The 1,208-nt window shown below is 49.0% G+C and carries 1 protein-coding gene; it reads right to left on the minus strand.

The window, feature by feature from the left end; all coding sequences use genetic code 11:
• Positions 1–1,208, minus strand: a 1,208-nt coding sequence (locus A587_RS0123695) for an amino acid adenylation domain-containing protein (RefSeq protein WP_017219567.1), incomplete at both ends; no start/stop codon positions are given.

The following is a 1,208-nucleotide window of genomic DNA, read 5'->3' on the forward strand; positions in this document are numbered from 1 at the left end:
GACAACAAAAGCCGCCGGCACCATATAATCTGGTAATACCTGGCGTAAATGCCCACGTACTTGCTCAATCAATTCCGCATCCTGCTGCCCTGCTTCACTACTCACCAGGTAGGCCACCAGCTGTGTATTGTTGTCACCGATTTCACGAGCAAGCACCACGGCTTCTTTGATCTCACTATGCCCTGTCAGTGCATGCTCAATTTCCCCCAATTCAATCCGAAATCCCCGCACCTTCACTTGGTGATCCGCTCGCGCTATAAAGACCAAAGAGCCATTCGCCAGCCAGCGCACCAAATCCCCTGTGCGATAGAGCTGTTTACTGCTGCGGCTGTTCTTTTCATCATAAAAAGGATTGATAACAAACTTCTCTGCCGTCAATGCCGGACGGTTCAGGTAACCTCGGGCTAATCCAAGTCCCCCTATATATAGCTCTCCGACTACGCCCACCGGCACAGGGGTCAAGGCAGCATCGAGCACATAACATTGCTTGTTGTGCAAAGGCTTTCCTATCGGGATCGCCGGGTCCACTTCATCGCCAAAATGATGGGCTGAGGCAAAAACCGTGGTTTCCGTCGGCCCGTACACATGAGTAAAGGCAATGCCCGGATAGCGCTGAACTGCCTTTTCAACCAATCCGGGATCCGCCTTTTCACCACCAAACAAGACGTTTTTCACCCCGGTATCCCCTAAGGTGTCATTGAGGATCATTTGGTTAAATAATGCGGTTGTGGTGAAAAAGGTATCTATACCATTGGCCGTTAATACCGATTTAAATGACCCGCTATCTAAAATATGATTCTTTCCAAGCAGGCTCACGGTCTTACCATTTAACAGCGAAAAGAATAAATCAAACACAAAACCGTCAAAGGCATAAGACGATAGGCTGGCAACATGCTCAACCTCAGACACCGCCACATAGCGGTTATTCACAGCAAAAGCAGTCACCGACTCATGCGCTACCATTACCCCTTTGGGCTGCCCAGTAGAGCCTGAAGTATAAATCACATAAGCTAGATGAGAGGGCGTTAATCCCGAGACTATTAGACTCTGTACTGGCATAGTCATCAGTTCGGCCTGTAATGTTTCATCGTCTAGGCATATCACTTGGCCATCAAATACAGATAATTGCTTCAGCACACTTTGCTGGGCCAGTACCAGAGCGACGTTCGTGTCGCTAAGCATATAGGCCAGTCGTGCCTGCGGATAAG

The sequence above is a fragment of the Pseudoalteromonas sp. NJ631 genome (assembly GCF_000276645.1).
GTDB classification, from domain to species: Bacteria; Pseudomonadota; Gammaproteobacteria; order Enterobacterales; family Alteromonadaceae; genus Pseudoalteromonas; species Pseudoalteromonas piscicida.